Below are 13,484 nucleotides of genomic sequence, written 5' to 3'. Positions count from 1 at the left end.
TGTAGGTAGTTTATTGCCAGCAGATCATTCACGTGTTCTTGAATTGCGAAGATGCTGTCAGGCCCTGCAGGGTCTGGCCCTATTTTCGTGGTGGCTTGGTCGTGGGGCTTATTGGAATTATGAGTCCCGTGCCGTGTATTCAGGGGGAATTGTTCATGAAGCGTAGGATCGCTCTTGCCGCGATGACGGCCGGTCTTGTACTGCTGTCGGGCGGGGTTGCGTGGGCCGGGCAAGCGGCGGACGTGCAGACCACGGACAGCACTCCGGGCGGGCGGGCCATATTCGTGCCCGATGGGGACAAGGTAGTGGCCTGCGATCAGCAGGCGGACGGTTACCCGGTCGTGGCTTACCTGCGTCGCCACGACGGGCCGCTGTGGTCGACCACCCGAGTCGGAGGTGTGACCAATTGCGCGCAAAGGGTGATAGACATCCCGGAAGGGCAGAGGCTGACTCTCACTGTCTGCCTTGTGATCGACGGCAGGGATTCCTTCTGCCGTACCGCTGATGCGGTCGCTTGACCAACGGCCTGTAAGCGACGTTTCCTGGTGCTCACGCGCGGTCTACCGCCAATGCGCCAGCAGACTGCCCGACATTCGGGAAACTCCGGACGGGGCCCGGCCGACCGGCCGGGCCCCGGCTCGTATCGCCCCCGAGGAGCCGTCGGCGTCTGTCCGACGTTCCGTCACGCCAACGCTGGTGGACGTCCTCAGCGGCGGAGGCCCGGGAGTCGGCGACACTTGCTCGGCGCATCGCTGTGACCGCCACCCACGTCGACACGTTCAGGGGTCAATGGATCGCCTTCCCGCCCACCGATTTCGCCCCTCCCGGCCACCAACGAAAGCCGGACGCCCTCCGCGAGGAGAAGGGGGCCCCAGACGAATCGCAGCCGCGTGAGAAAGAAGCGCCGGCGAAGGGGTACGGCCCGTGCCCGGCCCCGGCCGGATTGCAGGCGCGTGATCCAGCGAGCGCAGCCATTGAGGGCGGCTTATGTCCAGCCCAAGACGTCTGCGGACGCCGTCCCTCAGGAGCGCGTAGCGATCGGTGGCGGCTTATGCCCAGCTCACGGGGTCTGCGCACGCCGTCTGGCAGGAGCGCGTAGCGATCGGTGGCGGCTTATGCCCAGCTCACGGGGTCTGCGGACGCCGTCTGGCAGGAGCGCGTAGCGATCGGTGGCGGCCTATGCCCAGCCCACGGGGTCTGCGGACGCCGTCTGGCAGGAGCGCGTAGCGATCGGTGGCGGCTTATGCCCAGCCCCAGAGGCCTGCGGACGCCGTCCGGCAGGAGCGCGTAGCGATTTGGTGCGCACCCCTGACCCCGCCCGGCTTCTCCGACCGCCCGTCCCTGGAACGGAACGCCCGGCCCGTTCTTCTGGGGGCTTCCTGGCAGTCCTCGAATTTTCCGTGGCGGGACGGGCGGTCAAGGGTGGCCGAAGGCCATCACGCAGTGACGCGACCGCAGGGAGCGCCCTTGAGGGGCCGGCCCGACACGGAAGACGATGGGACTGACGGGAAACCCCAGGACATCTCTGATGCCGCCCTGCCGAAGTCCCGCCCCTCTCGGAGCATCCGACCGCCTCTCATTCCCTCAGCAGGCGGGCCTTCGCCGTCGTGAACTCCTCCGGGGTCAGCAGGCCCTCGCGGGCCAGGTCGGCCAGTTGGCGCAGCTCCGCCGCCAGGTGCCTGGGAGGTCTCGGGCCGGGCTCCGGGTGGGGGTGCCTGTCCGTGCCCGTCTCCGTGTCCCAGTACAGGGCGTCGATGGGTTCGGGTTCGTCCATCGGGTCCGGTTCGGGTTCGTCCATCGGGTCCGGCTCCGGTTCGTCCATCGGGTCCAGGCCGGGCTCGCCCATCGGGTCCGGGTCCGGGCCGGGCTCGCCCATCGGGTCCGGGTCCGGGCCGGGCTCGCCCATCGGGTCCGGGGCCGGTTCCGGCCGCCCCGCGGGGCGGTGGGCGTCCGGGTGGACCGCGCCCGCCGTGGCTCCCGTCGCGCGGGCCAGGAGGCCCCGGAGCAGCGGGGACCCCGCCGGGCGGTTCGCGGCGTGGACCGTCACTGCCATCGGGCGGATGAACATCAGGCCACCCCTGCCCGGGGGTCCGCGGGGACCCGGTCCGGCGGGATGCGGACCGAGCCCACGATCCGGCCGCCGGCCGCCCGTACTGCGACCGCCGCGTCCTCGGCCCACACGTGCTCGACCACCAGGAGCAGCGCGCAGCTGCCGCGCTCCAGCAGGTCCGCCGCCTCGTGCACGTCCTCGGGTCCGATCAGCCGGGCCGCGTCCCGCCCGGTCAGCAGGCCGTGCAGCTCCACGAACTCGTCGAACTCGGCCGCGAGGACCTCGCCCGATGCCGTCTTCGTGGCGACGAGGCCGTCGATCAGCCGGACCACCCCCGTCTTGCGCAGCCCCATCACGGCCTCGACGGCCGGTACCCGCAGCTGCTCCTCCGGGAAGGCGAGGACGATGAATTCCACAGGTCCCATGCGGCTCGGCTCCTCACTTTCGCTACTTTCGACCGTTTGTGACGACTCTTCGGCACACTATGACATAAGCGGACATACCATCCGTCCGCTTGCTACGTTTCGGGGTATGACCGCTCTGACGGCGAAGGTGGCGGAGCCGACCCCGCCCCCGCCACCCGCAGCCGGCGCGCCCAAACGCCGGGGAGTCGAGCTGGCGCTCCTCACGGGCGCCGTCCTGATCTCCGTGCTCGGTCACCTCTACGTCGGCCTCGCCACCACCGGCCGGATCCCCGACCCCGCCGACCGTTACGCCGCCGGCCTCGCCGGGGCCGCGCTGCTCGCGCACCTCGCCGTCCGGCTCGGGGCCCCGTACGCCGACCCGCTCGTGCTCCCCATCGCGGTCCTGCTCAACGGCCTCGGTCTGGTGCTCATCCAGCGCCTGGACGCGACCACCCCGGGCCACCCCACCGCGGACGACCAGCTCCTGTGGTCCGCCCTCGGCCTGGTGCTCTTCGTCCTCGTCGTCGCGCTGCTCCGCGACCACCGGGTACTCCAGCGCTACGCGTACCTGTCGGTCGCCACCGCCCTGGTGCTGATGCTGGTCCCCGTCTTCTTCCCGGCGGTCAACGGCGCGCACATCTGGATCCGCTTCGCCGGGCTCTCCTTCCAGCCGGGGGAGTTCGCCAAGATCCTGCTCGCCGTGTTCTTCGCCGCCTACCTCGCCGCGAACCGCACGGCCCTGGCCCTGACCGGCCGCCGGCTCTTCTGGAAGCTGCGTCTCCTGCCCGGCCGCGTGCTGGGCCCGATCCTCGCGATCTGGCTGCTCAGCGTGGGTCTGCTCGTCCTGGAGCGGGACCTCGGCACGTCGCTGCTGTTCTTCGGCCTCTTCGTGATCATGCTGTTCACCGCCACCGGGCGGATCGGCTGGATCGCCATCGGCCTGCTGCTGGCCGCCCTCGGCGCGTACGCCGTCGGGACCCTGGAGCCGCACGTGAACAGCCGCGTGGACGACTGGCTGAATCCTTTCGCCTCCATCGAGCGCGGTGAGGGCCCCGGCCAGCTCGCCCAGTCCCTCTTCTCCTTCGGCGCCGGCGGCCTCCTCGGGGCCGGGCTCGGCCACGGCCAGTCCTTCCTCATCGGGTTCGCCGCCAAGTCGGACTTCATCCTCGCCACCGCCGGAGAGGAGCTCGGGCTCGTCGGCATCACCGCGATCCTGCTCCTCTACGGGCTCCTCGTCTCCCGCGGTTTCCGCGCCGGGCTCGCCCTGCGCGACCCCTTCGGCCGACTGCTGGCCACGGGTCTCGCTTCGATCGTCGCGCTGCAGGTGTTCGTCATCGCGGGCGGTGTCACCGGGCTGATCCCGCTCACCGGGATGGCCATGCCCTTCCTGGCCCAGGGCGGCTCCTCCGTCGTCACCAACTGGATCATCGTCGCCCTACTGGTCCGGCTCAGCGACAGCGCCCGCAGGCCCCGTCCCGCTCAGGAGGCGGCCGAGTGATCCGCTACATCCGCTGGTGCGCGTACTTCTGCGCACTGCTGCTCCTGGCCCTGCTGGTCAACATCGCCCGCGTGCAGGTCTGGGAGTCCGCCGGCTACGGAGCGAACCCGGCCAACAAGCGCACGGCCATCGAGCGGTACGCCGAGCCGCGCGGCGACATCCTCGTCGACGGACGGCCCGTCACAGGCTCCCGCGACAGCGGCCAGCTGCTGCGCTACGAGCGCTCCTACACCAACGGCCCGCTCTACGCGCCCGTCACCGGCTTCTCCTCCCAGACGTACGGGACCAGCTTCGTCGAGCGCGCCGAGGACGCCGTCCTGTCGGGCACGGACCCCGGCCTGTCGGCGTTCCCGCTCTGGTACGACCTGGCGCGCGGCCGCCCGGCCGGCGGGAACGCCGCCACCACCGTCCGCGCGGCCCTGCAGCAGGCCGCGTACGCGGGACTGGGCGGCAAGCGCGGTGCGGTGGCCGCCCTCGAACCGGCCACCGGGAAGATCCTGGCGCTGGTCAGCAGCCCCTCGTACGACCCTTCCGTGCTGTCCGGTACGGGTTCGAAGGCCAAGAACGCCTGGGCGCAGCTGAACGCGGACCCCGCCCGGCCGATGCTGAACCGGGCGCTGCGCGAGACCTACCCGCCGGGCTCCACCTTCAAGATCGTGACGGCGGCGGCGGCGCTCGACGCGGGCGTGGTCACCGATGTGGACGCGCCGACCCGGACCCCGGACCCGTACCCGCTGCCCGGGACCAGCACCCTGCTGCCGAACGCGGCGACGGGCTGCGAGGACGCCTCCATGGCCGAGGCGGTGCAGTGGTCGTGCAACACGGTGATGGCGAAGATCGGGGTACGGGTCGGGCTGCGCGGGATGGTGGACGCGGCGCGCCGCTTCGGCTTCAACACGGACGGGCTGCGGGTGCCGTCGTGGGTGTCCCGGTCGAACTTCGACACCGACATGAGCCCGGACCAGCTGGCCCTCTCCTCGATCGGGCAGTTCAACACCACGGCGACACCGCTGCAGATGGCGATGGTGGCCGCGGCGGTCGCGAACGGCGGTGAGCTGGCCTCCCCTTACCTGGTGGAGCGCACCACGCAGGACGACGGTTCCCCGGTGCGGCGCGGCGACCGGCGCAGCCTCGGGCGGGCGATGAACCCGGCCACCGCGCTGCGGATGCAGGAGCTGATGGTGAAGGTGGTGGAGAACGGCACCGGCAGGAACGCCGCGATCCCGGGCGCGGTGGTCGGCGGCAAGACGGGCACCGCGCAGCACGGTGTCGGTAACGCGGGGACCCCGTACGCGTGGTTCATCTCCTGGGCCCGGCCCGAGGGCGAGGCCGCGGCGGCCGTGGCCGTCGCGGTGGTGGTGGAGGACGCCTCGGCGGACCGGGGCGGCATCAGCGGCAACGGCGCCGCGGCGCCGATCGCCCGGGCGGTGATGCAGGCGGCGCTGGCCGCCCGGTGACGCCCCCGACGGGTGGTCCGGACCGGCCCGGGGCGGGGGCCGGGCTCAGCGTTCCGCCGGGGGCGGGTCCGGGGCCGGGGGCGGGGGCGGGTGCGGGTGCGGGTCCGGCGCCGGGGCCGGGGCCTAATTCGGGTCCGGGTCCGGGTCCGGGGTCGGGTCCGGGTTCGGTTCGCCGCCGTCGGCGATGGCAGCCTCGACCTCCGCCGTCCGCGCCGCTTCCTCGGCCGCGAACCGCTCGCGGTCCAGGGCCTCGGCGATCTCCTCGTCCTGGCTCATCAGCAGGTCCAGGTTGGAGTCGCCCATGTGGAAGACGCCCAGGTCCACGTACGCCCGCTGCAGCCGCTCGCCCCACAGCCCGATGTCCTTCACGCACGGCACGATCCGGCTGAACAGCAGCTTGCGGAAAAGGTGCAGGAACTCCGACTGCTCGCTGAGCCGCTCGGCCTCCTTCGGCGCGATGCCGAAGTTCTCCAGCACCTCCACGCCGAGCAGCCGGTCCCGCATCAGGTAGCAGCCCTCGATCACGAACTCCTCGCGCTCGCGCAGTTCGGCGTCCGTCAGCTGCCGGTAGTAGTCGCGCAGCGCCATCCGTCCGAAGGCCACGTGCCGCGCCTCGTCCTGCATCACGTACGCCAGGAGCTGCTTGGGCAGCGGCTTGGCGGTCGTGTCCCGGATGAGGCCGAAGGAGGCCAGCGCCAGTCCCTCGATGAGCACCTGCATGCCCAGGTACGGCATGTCCCAGCGGGAGTCGCGCAGGGTGTCGCCGAGCAGCCCCCGGAGGCTGTCATTGACCGGATAGAGCATCCCGACCTTCTCGTGCAGGAAGCGCCCGAAGATCTCGGCGTGCCGGGCCTCGTCCATGGTCTGCGTGGCCGAGTAGAACTTCGCGTCGAGATCCGGGACGGACTCCACGATGCGCGCCGCGCACACCATCGCGCCCTGCTCGCCGTGGAGGAACTGGCTGAAGTTCCAGGCGGTGTAGTGCCGGCGCAGCTCGCCCCTGTCCTTATCGGTGAGTTTCGGCCAGTGCCGGGTCCCGTACAGGGGCAGGGCCTCGTCGGGGGTCCCCAGCGGATCGTACGGGTCCACCTCGATGTCCCAGTCGATGCGCTTGGCGCCGTCCCACTGCTTGTCCTTGCCCTTCTGGTAGAGGGCGAGGAGCCGTTCGCGACCGTCGTCGTACTCCCAGCTGAAGCGGGCGGAGCCGGAGGCGGGGATCTGCCAGACGGCTTCGCCCGGGTCCTCGGTGTAGAGCTCGTGCGTCGACACTGACGCCCCCTCGTCTCACGTACTGCGGTGCAGGACCGGACAGTTGGCAGAGTCACACGTTGGTAGACGCGGGGTCAACAAGTCGTGCGCGGGGGATTGACGACCTTGCTGACAGGCAGTCTCATAAGCAATGACCGCCGGTAACTCGACGACGAGGTGTCCGAAGCCATGACGACCGTGACCGAACGAGCCGCGCTCAGGGACGCCCTCGGCCTCCTCAAGGACCGGGAGCAGATAGCCGAGCGCCTGCTGGAATCCTCGGCCAAGCACTCCTTCGACCCCGACAAGGAACTCGACTGGGACGCACCCATGATCGAGGGGAAGTACTACTGGCCGCCCGAACTGCTCTCCCTCTACGACACCCCGCTCTGGAAGAAGATGGGCGAGGAGCAGCGCATCGACCTCTCCCGCCACGAAGCGGCGGCGCTCGGCTCGCTCGGCATCTGGTTCGAGATCATCCTCATGCAGCTGATGGTCCGCCACATCTACGACAAGTCGCTGACCAGCAAGCACGTGCGCTACGCCCTCACCGAGATCGCCGACGAGTGCCGGCACTCGATGATGTTCGCCCGCATGATCCAGAAGAGCGGCAGCCCCGCCTACCCCGTCTCCCGGCTCAACCACAACCTCGCGCGGATCCTCAAGACCGTCTCCACCACCCCCGGTTCCTTCGCCTGCACCCTCCTCGGTGAGGAGATCCTGGACTGGATGCAGCGCCTGACCTTCCCGGACGAGCGCATCCAGCCGCTGGTCCGCGGCGTCACCCGGATCCACGTCATCGAGGAGGCCCGGCACGTCCGGTACGCGCGGGAGGAACTGCGCCGCCAGATGCTGACGGCACCGCGCTGGGAGCAGGAGCTGCACCCGGATCAGCTGCGGCGAGGCCGCCCGCGTCTTCTCCCTGGCCTTCGTCAACCCGGCCGTCTACGACAACGTCGGCCTGGACCGCCGCGAGGCCCTGGCCCAGGTCCGGGCCAGCGGCCACCGCCGCGAGGTCATGCAGACCGGGGCCAAGCGGCTCACCGACTTCCTCGACGACATCGGCGTGCTGCGCGGCGTCGGCCGCAAGCTGTGGCAGAGCTCCGGGCTGCTGGCGTAGCTGGCGTAGGGGCCGCGCGGACACGGCCCGGGGCCGCGACCGCACGGGGCCGGGGCCGGGGGATCCGTGACCGCACGGCGGACGGGGCCGGGGGATCCGTGACCGCACCGATCGGGCCCGGGACGCCCTGCCACACGGACCGGACCGGGGATCCGCGGCCGCACGCACCGGACCGGGGATCCGCGGCCGCACGCATCGGGCCGGGGGATTCCCGGTCGGCGGCCGCGGCCGGCCGCTCCCGGGCTACCCTGCGGTCATGACCGTACGCGCGTACCGCAGGCTGAGCGTCGAGGAGCGGCGGGCCCAACTCCTCGACGCGGCCCTCTCGCTGTTCGCGCACCGGGCTCCGGAGGAGGTCTCGCTGGACGACGTCGCGGAGGCCGCCGGAGTCTCGCGCCCGCTCGTCTACCGCTACTTCCCCGGCGGCAAGCAGCAGCTCTACGAGGCGGCCCTGCGCTCGGCGGCCGACCTCCTCGAACTCTGCTTCGCCGTACCCCAGGAGGGTCCGCTGACCCGGCGGCTGTCCCGCGCCCTGGACCGCTACCTCGCGTTCGTCGACGAGCACGACACCGGTTTCTCGGCCCTCCTCCAGGGCGGCAGCGTCGTGGAGACCTCCCGCACGACGGCGACGGTCGACGGCATCCGCCGGGCCGCGGCCGACCAGATCCTCCTCCACCTCGGGGTCCCGGACCCCGGGCCGCGGCTGCGCATGATGGTGCGCACGTGGATCACGGCCGTCGAGGCCGCCTCCCTCATATGGATCGACGAGGGCAAGCAGCCCGAGGTCGACACCCTCCGGGACTGGCTGCTCGACCAGTTCATCGCGCTGCTGACGGCCACCGCCGCCACGGATCCGGAGACGGCGACGGCCGCCCGGGCCGCCCTGGCCATCGAATCGGCGGACGGCCCGGTCGGCGCCCTGGCCCGGCGCGTGATGCCCGTGGTCTCCGAGGCCGCCCACCTGCTGTGACACTGGTGGGGTGAGAAGCCAACCGACCCCGTTCGAGGGCGGCCCGATGGACGGCCGGGTCCTCCCGATCCTGCTCGGCCCGACCGGGCACCCGCCGAAGTGGTACGAGATCCCCGTCCCGACGCCGGACGGCCCGCCGACGGTCCTGCTGTACGAACGCGTCCCGTCGGGCTACTCGAAGCGGCTGGGCCTGCAGAAGGGCTGGAAGTACGCCTTCCGCCCCTCGGGCGTCAAGCCCCGCCCCCGCTGGCCCTGGACCAGGACCCCGCGCCCCCAGGACTAGTGTTCTGAGTCCGGAATTCTGTTCAGATAGCTGGCGAGGCGTTCAAGGATCTCGTCCGCAGTCTTGGTCCAGACGTAAGGCTTCGGGTCGCTGTTCCACGTGGCGATCCAGTCGCGGATGTCCTTCTCGAGGGCCTGGACGGACTTGTGGACGCCTCGCCGTATCTGCTTGTTGGTGAGCTCGGCGAACCACCGCTCCACCAGGTTCAGCCAGGACGATCCGGTGGGTGTGAAGTGCAGGTGGAAGCGGGGGTGTGCCAGCAGCCACTTCTTGATGTCCGGGGTCTTGTGGGTGGCGTAGTTGTCCAGCACGAGATGGACCTCCAGGCCAGCCGGGACTTCCTTGTCGAGCTTGACCAGGAACTTCTTGAACTCCTCGGCTCGGTGGCGGCGGTGCAGGGATCCGATGACCTTGCCGGTGGCGACCTCGAGTGCGGCGAAGAGGGTGGTGGTGCCGTGCCGGACGTAGTCGGCCGTCCGCCGCTCGGGCACCGCCGGCATCATGGGCAGCACCGGCTGTGACCGGTCCAGGGCCTGGATCTGCGACTTCTCGTCGACGCAGAACACCAGGGCCCGCTCCGGCGGATCCAGGTACAGGCCGACGACATCGTGGACCTTGTCGACGAAGTACGGATCCGTGGACAGCTTGAACGTCTCGGACAGGTGCGGCTGCAGGCCGAACGCCCGCCAGATGCGCGACACCGTCGACTGCGACAGACCGGTCTCCCTGGCCATCGACCGCGTGGACCAGTGCGTCGCACCCTTCGGCGTCGACTCCAGCGTCTTGGTGACGAGAGCGGCGACCTGCTCGTCCGTCACCGTCCTGGGCCCGCCCGAACGCGGCATGTCTCCAAGGCCCGCGATCCGGTACTCCACGAAACGGGCCCGCCAGCGGCCTACCGCCTGAGGCGTGGAACCCACCCGGGCCGCAACATCCTTGTTCGTCGCGCCTTCGGCGCAGGCCAGGATGATTCGGCAACGCAAGGCCCACGCCTGAGGCGTCGAACGGCGCCGCACCCAGCCCTCGAGCGCGGCCCGCTCCTCATCGGTCAGTACCAACTCGGCCTTCGGCCGCCCCATCGCCATACCGAAAGCCTACATCTAAACAGAATTCAAGACTCAGAACACTAGGTCCTGTCGTCAAAGTGGCGCCGGTCAGGCCTGCGGTGTCCGGTGCCGTGCATCGCAAGGCGGAGGGGCGCCCGAGTACTGGACGTACGTGGGCGCCCCGACAACGCGGCGAGGTGCGGTGCCGGGCGCCGCGGGCCAGGTGCAACTTTGACGACAGGGCCCAGGGGGTGTCCGCCCGCGGCCTCCGGCACCGTCGGCCGAGTCGCCCCGGCCACCCGAGGCCCCGGGGCCGGGCGACGCACCGTACGGCCGCCACCCCGCCGGGGTCGCCCGCTACGAGCCCGGGAGGGTGAGGACCGCCAGGCCGCCGCCGGTCTCCGCGGTGCGGAAGCGCAGCGTCGCGCCGATCGCCGCCGCCTGCCCGACGGCGATGGTCAGGCCCAGCCCGTGCCCCTTCCCGCCGCTGCGGAAACGCTGCGGGCCGTGCGCCAGCAGGTAGCCGGGGAAGCCGTCCCCGTGGTCCCGCACGGTCACCACCGGCCCGTCGACCGTCAGGACCACCGGGGTCCGGCCGTGCTGGTGGGCGTTGGCGACCAGGTTCCCCAGGACCCGCTCCAGCCTGCGCCGGTCCGTCTCCACGTGGGCGTCCCGCAGGACGACCACCTCGGTGTCCGTCCCCGACGCCCGCACCACGCGCCGGGCCAGCCGCCCCAGCTGGTGCAGGTCCGTCTCCACCGCCTCGCTGCCCGAGTCCAGCCGGGAGATCTCCAGCAGGTCCTCCGTCAGCTGCCGCATCGTCCGTACCCGTTCGCGCACCAGCTCCGTCGGCCGGCCCTCCGGCAGCAGCTCCGACGCGGCCTGCAATCCGGTCAGCGGCGTGCGCAGCTCATGGGCCACGTCCGCCGTGAAGCGCCGCTCGCTCTCCAGCTTCGACTGCAGGCTCCCCGCCATCGTGTCCAGCGCCCCGGCCACCGTCGCGACCTCGTCCTGCCGCCGTGACGGGTCCTTCGTCCGCGGGTCGTCCACCCGGGCGTCGAGGTCGCCCTGGGTGATCCGCCGGGCCACGGTCGCCGTCTGGTGCAGCCGCCGGGTCACCCGGGTCACCGAGAAGGCACCCACGAGCAGCGTCCCGCCGATCGCCAGCACCGACGACCCGATGATCGCGTTGTCCAGCCCGCTGATGGTGCGGGCGCTCTGCCCGTAGTCGACGGCGGTCGCCAGCGCCCGGCCGTCCGCGGGGGCCGCCGCCCACATCGTCGGACGCCCGCGGTGCTCCGCCACGACCGTCCCCCGGTGGCCGCCGACCGCCAGCGCCCGCAGCTCCGGAGGCAGCCCCACCGGGTCCAGTCCGGAGCCGGGCGGCAGGTTCTCGCCCGCCTCGTAGGCGCTCGCGACGTCGTTCAGTTTGCCGAGCGCCTTCTCCCGCGCCGTGGCCACGGTCTGGCGGGTCACCTCCACGTGCACGAGCGCGCCGAGCACCGCCGCCAGCGAGCAGCACATCACCACGATGAAGCACGCCGACTTCCAGGTCAGCGTGGCGGTCCAGGAGGGCGGCCGCAGGCGGAGCCGCAGCCGCGGCGGCAGCGTTCGCCCGACCCGGCGCCCGTGGTCCTCGCTCACGGCCGGTCCGCTGCGGGACCGGGGCCGGACCCGTCGCCCGACCCGGGACCGAGACCGGGACCGGTTCCGGAACCACGGCCGGAACCGGGGCCCGGGCCGCGATCGGGTCCGGCCCCGGGGCCCGGGCCGGGGCCGCGGTCGGCCGGGCCCTGGGGATTCGAGGGCACCCGTACGATCTGCTCGCGCGTCGGCAGCATGGTGCGCTGCTTCTCCTCCCACGACCAGGCGGTGATCAGCTCGTAGCCGCGGTTCCCGCTGGGCACCCGCAGCACCACGTCCCGCCCGGCCAGTTCCACCGAGACGACGGTCTGCGTGGTCGCCATGATCCGGTTGAGCCGCCCGTCGCGGTCCGCCGAGTAGACCCGTACGGACATCTTCCGGTCGGGGAACTCGATGCCGACGATCAGCTCGTCCTTGCCGTTGCCCGTGAGGTCCCGGTAGTAGGGCGCCAGCACCGGGCACGCCTCGGGGTCCGCGGTGCCCTTCTTGCATGCGTTGATCGCGGTCGCGGTCTCGGCCGGTATCCCGTCGGCCCCTGCCCCTGCCCCGGCCCCGGCCTTCGGGTGGAACCGCAGCTCCGCCTGGACGAGGGCCACCGGATCGACCCCGTGCACGTCCTCGTCGCGGACGGGCGGGATCCCCTTCACGTACTCGGGCGGGGCCCCGGCCGGATCGGCCGGCGGTACGGTCGCCCCCTGGCGCTCCGGCCACAGGTGCACCGGCCCGCTCGCGGTCGCGGTCGCCCCGGCACCGACCAGCCCGCCGGTGTCGCCGCACCCCGCCAGCAGCGGGAGCACGGCGCAGAGCAGCAACAGCAACGGGGCGACGGCGGTCGCGGGGGAGCGGCGCTGCCCGGGCGCGCCGAAACCGAACCTCTTCACGGCCCCCCAGTCCACAGCCCCCGTGCCCTTCCGCCCGCGTTCGTGCCGACGCTCGATCACGCCCACCCTATGCGGCGGTGCGCCCGTTTTGCCCATGTGGGTACCGTCGCCGCCGCCATGGCCGTCGCCGGTACGCGTACCGGCTCCCGTGCCGTCCCGCCGGGGCGGGGCAGAGGCACGGGCGCCGGCCCCCGGTCAGCCGTCCGTGCGTCCCCGGCGCAGCATGGCGAAGCCGAGTCCGGCCGCACCCACCGCCGCGATGCCCCCGCCCGCGGCGAGCAGCAGTACGCCGTCGCCCGGTCCGTCGGCCAGCGTACTCAGCCGCCGCCCCTCGGCGGACGCGGCCTCCAGGGCGCGGGTGTCGCCGGAGGCGGCCCGCTGTTCGGCCGAGGCCGGGACGACCCGCCCGTCGCGGGCGCCGTCCCGGGTGCCGGTCTTGTGCCCGGCGGCCGCGACGGTGTGGTCACCGCCCTGCGCGGAGACGTCGCCCACCCAGGAGGTCAGCCGGCCCGCCGGGTCCAGGGCCGCGTGCAGTTCGCCGGCGGCGCCGACGTCGGTGACCCCGTCACGGCTGGTCAGGGTGGTGGCCCGGGCGCCGTCCGCGGCCAGGATGTCGGCCTGGTAGGCGCCCCCGGCCGTCCGGTAGACCTTCGCCGTGGACACCCCGTCGGCCAGCGAGAGGCTCTTGAGCAGGGTCCGCTGCGGGGCCGCGGAGTGCGTGGACGAGGCCGCGGGCACCCCTTCGGCCAGAGCGGCGGCGGTGGGCAGCGCCAGCAGGCTGCCGGCACAGGCGGTCACGGCGGCGGCGCGAACGAGAGTGCGGCGGCGGACGGTGCTCACGGGAAGTCCTTCGGTGCTGGTCACGGCCTGGCGTCTCCAGGTG

12 protein-coding genes and 1 pseudogene are annotated in these 13,484 nt (G+C 72.2%); 6 read left to right on the top strand and 7 right to left on the bottom strand.

Features of this window, described 5'->3' with window-relative positions; genetic code table 11:
* Positions 1-155: 155 nt before the first annotated feature.
* Complete coding sequence (locus AC2RP6_RS14735; RefSeq protein ID WP_486446623.1) at positions 156-518, top strand: hypothetical protein; 363 nt, start codon at positions 156-158, stop codon at positions 516-518.
* A gap of 1,058 nt (positions 519-1,576) precedes the next feature.
* On the opposite strand, the gene AC2RP6_RS14730 is transcribed toward AC2RP6_RS14735, so the two are convergent.
* The gene (locus tag AC2RP6_RS14730) at positions 1,577-2,053 is read right to left on the bottom strand and encodes an SHOCT domain-containing protein (protein WP_486446622.1); all 477 of its coding nucleotides are present in this window, start codon (positions 2,051-2,053) and stop codon (positions 1,577-1,579) included.
* Between the two features lie 14 nt (positions 2,054-2,067).
* On the bottom strand, positions 2,068-2,475 hold the full coding sequence (locus AC2RP6_RS14725; RefSeq protein ID WP_037850027.1) for a DUF6325 family protein: 408 nt from the start codon (positions 2,473-2,475) through the stop codon (positions 2,068-2,070).
* Positions 2,476-2,581: 106 nt separating this feature from the next.
* Between AC2RP6_RS14725 and AC2RP6_RS14720 the strand changes: the two genes are divergently transcribed.
* Both AC2RP6_RS14720 and AC2RP6_RS14715 read left to right on the top strand, forming a co-directional pair.
* Positions 2,582-3,952: an FtsW/RodA/SpoVE family cell cycle protein gene (locus tag AC2RP6_RS14720; protein ID WP_486446621.1), complete on the top strand. Its 1,371-nt coding sequence runs from the start codon at positions 2,582-2,584 to the stop codon at positions 3,950-3,952.
* The gene (locus AC2RP6_RS14715) at positions 3,949-5,409 is read left to right on the top strand and encodes a penicillin-binding transpeptidase domain-containing protein (RefSeq protein ID WP_486446620.1); all 1,461 of its coding nucleotides are present in this window, start codon (positions 3,949-3,951) and stop codon (positions 5,407-5,409) included. The genes AC2RP6_RS14720 and AC2RP6_RS14715 overlap by 4 nt, the downstream gene beginning before the upstream one ends.
* Positions 5,410-5,532: 123 nt before the next feature.
* On the opposite strand, the gene AC2RP6_RS14710 is transcribed toward AC2RP6_RS14715, so the two are convergent.
* Entirely contained in the window at positions 5,533-6,678 is a 1,146-nt protein-coding gene (locus AC2RP6_RS14710) for a ferritin-like domain-containing protein (RefSeq protein ID WP_486446619.1), read from the bottom strand.
* 168 nt (positions 6,679-6,846) lie between these two features.
* Here AC2RP6_RS14710 and AC2RP6_RS14705 point away from each other — a divergent pair.
* From AC2RP6_RS14705 to AC2RP6_RS14695, 3 genes and pseudogenes are all read left to right on the top strand, one after another.
* A pseudogene (locus tag AC2RP6_RS14705) lies at positions 6,847-7,777 on the top strand (AurF N-oxygenase family protein).
* Between the two features lie 256 nt (positions 7,778-8,033).
* Positions 8,034-8,747, top strand: coding sequence for a TetR/AcrR family transcriptional regulator (locus tag AC2RP6_RS14700; RefSeq protein WP_486446618.1), 714 nt, complete (start codon positions 8,034-8,036; stop codon positions 8,745-8,747).
* Between the two features lie 10 nt (positions 8,748-8,757).
* Complete coding sequence (locus AC2RP6_RS14695; RefSeq protein ID WP_486446617.1) at positions 8,758-9,030, top strand: hypothetical protein; 273 nt, start codon at positions 8,758-8,760, stop codon at positions 9,028-9,030.
* On the opposite strand, the gene AC2RP6_RS14690 is transcribed toward AC2RP6_RS14695, so the two are convergent.
* The 4 genes from AC2RP6_RS14690 to AC2RP6_RS14675 form a co-directional block, all read right to left on the bottom strand.
* Positions 9,027-10,109: an IS630 family transposase gene (locus tag AC2RP6_RS14690; protein ID WP_486444344.1), complete on the bottom strand. Its 1,083-nt coding sequence runs from the start codon at positions 10,107-10,109 to the stop codon at positions 9,027-9,029. The two genes, AC2RP6_RS14695 and AC2RP6_RS14690, sit on opposite strands and share 4 nt — an antisense overlap.
* 324 nt (positions 10,110-10,433) lie before the next feature.
* Complete coding sequence (locus AC2RP6_RS14685; protein WP_486450339.1) at positions 10,434-11,600, bottom strand: histidine kinase dimerization/phospho-acceptor domain-containing protein; 1,167 nt, start codon at positions 11,598-11,600, stop codon at positions 10,434-10,436.
* A gap of 116 nt (positions 11,601-11,716) precedes the next feature.
* Positions 11,717-12,601, bottom strand: a complete 885-nt coding sequence (locus tag AC2RP6_RS14680) for a hypothetical protein (RefSeq protein ID WP_486446616.1) — start codon at positions 12,599-12,601, stop codon at positions 11,717-11,719.
* Positions 12,602-12,796: 195 nt separating this feature from the next.
* The gene (locus tag AC2RP6_RS14675; RefSeq protein WP_486446615.1) at positions 12,797-13,441 is read right to left on the bottom strand and encodes a hypothetical protein; all 645 of its coding nucleotides are present in this window, start codon (positions 13,439-13,441) and stop codon (positions 12,797-12,799) included.
* Positions 13,442-13,484 lie beyond the last annotated feature (43 nt).

The organism is Streptomyces sp. WAC03905 (assembly GCF_057371075.1).
Note: the sequence above shows the minus strand (reverse complement) of the source record. Positions and strands in the feature narration are given on the sequence as shown.

What these genes read in the sequence shown, in the direction of transcription:
- AC2RP6_RS14735 (WP_486446623.1), top strand. Translation starts at nt 156, where the DNA reads ATGAAGCGTAGGATCGCTCTTGCCGCGATGACGGCCGGTCTTGTACTG.
- AC2RP6_RS14730 (WP_486446622.1), bottom strand. Translation starts at nt 2,053, where the DNA reads ATGGCAGTGACGGTCCACGCCGCGAACCGCCCGGCGGGGTCCCCGCTG.
- AC2RP6_RS14725 (WP_037850027.1), bottom strand. Translation starts at nt 2,475, where the DNA reads ATGGGACCTGTGGAATTCATCGTCCTCGCCTTCCCGGAGGAGCAGCTG.
- AC2RP6_RS14690 (WP_486444344.1), bottom strand. Translation starts at nt 10,109, where the DNA reads ATGGGGCGGCCGAAGGCCGAGTTGGTACTGACCGATGAGGAGCGGGCC.
- AC2RP6_RS14700 (WP_486446618.1), top strand. Translation starts at nt 8,034, where the DNA reads ATGACCGTACGCGCGTACCGCAGGCTGAGCGTCGAGGAGCGGCGGGCC.
- AC2RP6_RS14720 (WP_486446621.1), top strand. Translation starts at nt 2,582, where the DNA reads ATGACCGCTCTGACGGCGAAGGTGGCGGAGCCGACCCCGCCCCCGCCA.
- AC2RP6_RS14685 (WP_486450339.1), bottom strand. Translation starts at nt 11,600, where the DNA reads ATGTGCTGCTCGCTGGCGGCGGTGCTCGGCGCGCTCGTGCACGTGGAG.